This is a genomic window from Raoultella sp. (genome assembly GCF_039594335.1).
GTDB lineage: Bacteria > Pseudomonadota > Gammaproteobacteria > Enterobacterales > Enterobacteriaceae > Klebsiella.
Map to the genome: position 1 here is coordinate 1 of NZ_JBCNNS010000237.1, position 3,950 is coordinate 3,950.

Consider the following 3,950-nt stretch of genomic DNA (forward strand, 5'->3'; position numbering starts at 1 on the left):
TGCGCCTGGGGGAATTCACGATGCCACAGCATGAGTTCGTCACCCTGAGCAATACCCAGCTGATCGGCATCACCCAGAGCTACACTTGCAAGCTGGAGGAAATCTCCGACTTCCGCAACCAGATGCGCGTTCAGTTCTGGCGTGATTTCCTCGGCAATTCACCGTCGATTCCGCCCACGCTGTACGGCCTGCACGAACCGCGTCCGAGTCTCGAGAAAGATGACGAGCAAGAAGTCTTCTACACCACTGCGCTGATGCCAGAGATGGCCAACGGCCACCTGCAGAACTCCCATCCGATCATTCTGGAAGGCGGCGAGTATGTGATGTTCACTTATGAAGGGTCAGGAAACGGACTGCAAGAATTTATTCTGACGGTGTATGGCACCTGCATGCCCATGCTGAACCTTACCCGCCGCAAAGGCCTGGATATCGAACGCTTCTTCCCTGAGGATGAGAGCCGGGATCAAGCAACGCCGATTCAGCTACGTTGCGAATACCTGATCCCGATTCGTCGTTAACGCTGCAGTTCATCCAGCGCGGGGGCGTCAAGATGTGACACATCCCCCGCGGTTTCCACGACCCAGCCCGATGCCAGCCACAGACTTTGCTGATAATCAACGCGAGAAATTGAGCAGTTACGCAGACGCAGACGGCGCTCCGCGTGTGCCGGCAGCCCCAGAATCGTACTGACCAGACAGCCCAGCGCAATACCGTGGCTGACCAGCAGTGGCCGGCTTCCGGCTGGCAGTTCCAGGCAGGACGCCAGCGCCGCGTGCATACGCTCGCTCAGTTCCAGCATCGATTCCCCCTGTGGGATACGGCCGTCCGGCGTCCCGTCAACCAACCGGCGACGCCACTCTTCTTCCTCCTCGCTCAACGAGTCAATGTGGCGTTTCTCAAGAACCCCCATATCCAGCTCACGCAGCCGTGAATCAAGAATGACATCGCAACCGCAGGCTTCCGCGATAATCTCTGCCGTCCGGCACGTACGCCCCAAATCGCTGGCGATGATATGCGTAATGCCCAGCGTTCTGGCGCGTTCGCCGACCTGCCAGGCCTGGCGCTCGCCGTGAGGAGTTAACGGGCTGTCTGACTGGCCCTGAATGCGCCGCTCGGCGTTCCACTGCGTTTCGCCATGGCGAACAAGGTGTACCTGTAACATGCTATTTTTCCGTTCTGTGCTCTTCACAATTTCGGTTGCCAGCGTCGCGCGCTGCAACGAAAACGATTTGGAGTATACTGCGATGACGTAAATTTATTCTGAGTTGTTTGATTATGCACCATGTTGTCTCAGCTACCACTAATCCCGCCAAAATTCAGGCAATTCTACAGGCTTTTAACGAGATCTTCGGCGAAGGATCCTGCCACATTGAGTCTGTTTCCGTCGAGAGTGGCGTGCCGGAACAGCCGTTTGGTAACGAGGAAACGCGCGCTGGCGCACGAAACAGGGTCGCTAATGCGCGCGCCGTGCTGCCAAATGCCGACTTCTGGGTCGCCATTGAAGCCGGGATCGACGACGGCAGCACCTTTAGCTGGGTAGTGATTGAGGATCGTCATCAGCGCGGCGAAGCACGCTCGGCGACGCTGCCGCTGCCGGCGGTGATTCTGGAAAAAGTGCATGCCGGCGAAGCATTAGGGCCGGTGATGTCGCAGCATACCGGCATCGATGAAATTGGTCGTAAAGAAGGGGCTATCGGCGTCTTTACCGCCGGGAAGCTTACGCGCAGCAGCGTCTACCACCAGGCGGTGGTACTGGCATTAAGCCCGTTCCATAACCTTATTTACCGTTAAGCAGCGCCTGCTCCAGCCACTGTCGCAGCTCGGGTGGCGCTGATTTCAGACTGTTGGAACCACGGGTAATGGTGGCAATCCCGGCACCGAGCTCGTTTTTCAGCTCGCGCTGGCTCATCGCGCCACGCAGCAACTCTTCAATGATCCGTACGCGCGTGCCCAGCGCCTCGCGTTCGTCGGGCGTCAGCATTAATTGCAGCAATGGCAGATGCAGATCGTCAGCGTACGCCTGCTGGAGTAACGCCACAAAGTGAAGCCATTCCTGATGACGCTGTTCAGCTACAGCCGCTGAATAAGGGGATTGTTGGGTCATGTTACGCCACCATGTTGAGACAGGCGACCAGGGTCGCCTGTCGAGTGTACTCATCAACGAGTACAAAGCATAACATACTCCGGTCAATACTCTATGGTTTTCAGGTAACAACACGGCGTTCAGCCCGTTTTGTCACGGCCGGGTATTAGTAACGCTGTTGCCACTCCGCATCGCTGAGCATAGGTGCTTTCTGCCCCATAAAGAAACGGTAATAGGCATCGTAGGAGAGCACGTTCTTCACGTAACCCCGCGTTTCCGAGAACGGAATACTCTCGATAAACGCCACCGCATCAATTCGCCCGGCGCTATTGCCCTGCCAGGTTCTAACCCGCCCCGGGCCAGCGTTGTAGGCCGCGGAGGCATAGATGCGGTTATTGCCAAACTGCTGATAAACATACTGCAGATAGCTGGTGCCGATATTGATATTGGTCTCGGGATCCAGCAGCTGCGACGGGCTGCTGTAGCCGGGGATACTGAACATACTCACCGTATGGGTCGCCGTTCCCGGCATGATTTGCATCAGGCCACTGGCACCAACCGGAGAACGGACTTTCGGGTTCCATGCACTCTCCTGGCGAGCAATCGCCATCGCATAGCTCTGCGGGATAGCTTTACCGCTGATATAACGCGCGAAGAGATCGTTGTAGGCCAGCGGAAAACGTTCCTCCAGCTGATCCCACAGCTTCCCGGCAATGGTCGCCTGAACGCTGAGATCCCACCAGTGCTGGTTGAATGCATAGCGCGCCAGCTGCGCCTGCTGATCTTTCGTCCGGCTGGTCACCAGATTTGCCCATTCGCTGCGGGCGGTGTTGTCCATATTCCAGTACATCAACTCGCGTACCCGGGCCATTTCCGGCCCGGAGGTCAGCGCAGGATCGAGATTCTCTGGCGCTTTATCGATCCGGAAGGTGAAATCCTCTCCCAGACGCTGGGCAGCAATCATCGGGTAGAAACCGCGCTGCTGCATCAACGAACGGAGTATCGCTTTCGCTTCATCATCGCGCCCGCGCTCCAGCAGCAGATCCGCCTGCCAGTAGCGCCACTCATCTTTCTCTTTCGCTTCCATCGGCAGGCGAGCCAGCCAGGTATTCAACCCGTGACGGTCCCCGGCGCCCAGGGCCATTCTCACCCGGCGCTCCACTAACGCGGTGGATTGCGAACGCATAATCGCGTCATCGCGCCAGATGGCCTGCTCTTCGGTCACATCGTTGCCCATCAGGCGCCAGGCAACAATATCCCGCAGCTCCTGGGTTTGGTCTTCATTCAGCTTCTGTGCCTGCACCAACGACGGAATCATCAGCCGGGCGTTTTCGACATCCTGGCGCGCCACGCTGGCGAAGGCGACCGCCGCCATCTGGCGGGTAAAATCCGTCGCGCCGGTGGTGCGGGCAAAGGTCATGACGGTATTCGGATCGTTTGCCAGCGCCACAACCGCTGACGAAATCGTCTGATATTCAGGCGGCATCTGCTGGGCCAACACGCTGACCAAACCGGTATTGCCCGCCTTCATGGCCAGGCGAATACGCTCAAGGTAGGCTAAGGGATCTTGCTTTCCGGAATCGCGCCAGGCGCTAAACAGCGCGTCGCAGGCATTAGGCTGGCTTTTGCCGGTCAGCCACAGCGTTTTCGCGCCGTCCCAGGCTTCCTGCGCCTGGCCCACGCTGAGCTTCGCGTAGTAGTAATTACATTGCGCTTCGGTGCTGGCGGGTTTTTCCGGGCTGAACGCCAGCAGTCCACTCCAGTCGGTACGCCGCGCCAGCTCGTTAACAAAACGCGATTTCAGGGTGCGCGCCGGCGGCAACGTCGGATTCGCTTCAATGAAGTTTTTCACCACCAGCGCCGGCTG

At 58.0% G+C, this 3,950-nt stretch carries 5 protein-coding genes; 2 read left to right on the forward strand and 3 right to left on the reverse strand.

Annotated elements, in window-relative coordinates; translation table 11 throughout:
* Positions 1-518 (forward strand): GyrI-like domain-containing protein (locus ACZAHD_RS22165; RefSeq protein WP_462458651.1); only part of this gene is annotated, 518 nt, incomplete at its 5' end.
* Here ACZAHD_RS22165 and gpmB read toward each other — a convergent pair.
* Positions 515-1,162, reverse strand: a complete 648-nt coding sequence (gene gpmB, locus ACZAHD_RS22170) for a 2,3-diphosphoglycerate-dependent phosphoglycerate mutase GpmB (RefSeq protein ID WP_462458652.1) — start codon at positions 1,160-1,162, stop codon at positions 515-517. The genes ACZAHD_RS22165 and gpmB overlap by 4 nt on opposite strands.
* A gap of 113 nt (positions 1,163-1,275) precedes the next feature.
* Here gpmB and yjjX point away from each other — a divergent pair, with 113 nt between their 5' ends.
* Complete coding sequence (gene yjjX, locus ACZAHD_RS22175) at positions 1,276-1,791, forward strand: inosine/xanthosine triphosphatase (RefSeq protein WP_462458653.1); 516 nt, start codon at positions 1,276-1,278, stop codon at positions 1,789-1,791.
* Here yjjX and trpR read toward each other — a convergent pair.
* A complete protein-coding gene (trpR, locus tag ACZAHD_RS22180; RefSeq protein WP_462458654.1) occupies positions 1,778-2,104 on the reverse strand; it encodes a trp operon repressor in 327 nt (108 codons plus the stop codon). The genes yjjX and trpR overlap by 14 nt on opposite strands.
* A gap of 145 nt (positions 2,105-2,249) precedes the next feature.
* The coding region (gene sltY, locus ACZAHD_RS22185) for a murein transglycosylase (protein ID WP_462458655.1) at positions 2,250-3,950 on the reverse strand (1,701 nt) is incomplete at its 5' end.

Bases quoted from the DNA above. Each gene is read 5' to 3' on its own strand.
- gpmB (WP_462458652.1), bottom strand. From the start codon at position 1,162: ATGTTACAGGTACACCTTGTTCGCCATGGCGAAACGCAGTGGAACGCC.
- yjjX (WP_462458653.1), top strand. From the start codon at position 1,276: ATGCACCATGTTGTCTCAGCTACCACTAATCCCGCCAAAATTCAGGCA.
- trpR (WP_462458654.1), bottom strand. From the start codon at position 2,104: ATGACCCAACAATCCCCTTATTCAGCGGCTGTAGCTGAACAGCGTCAT.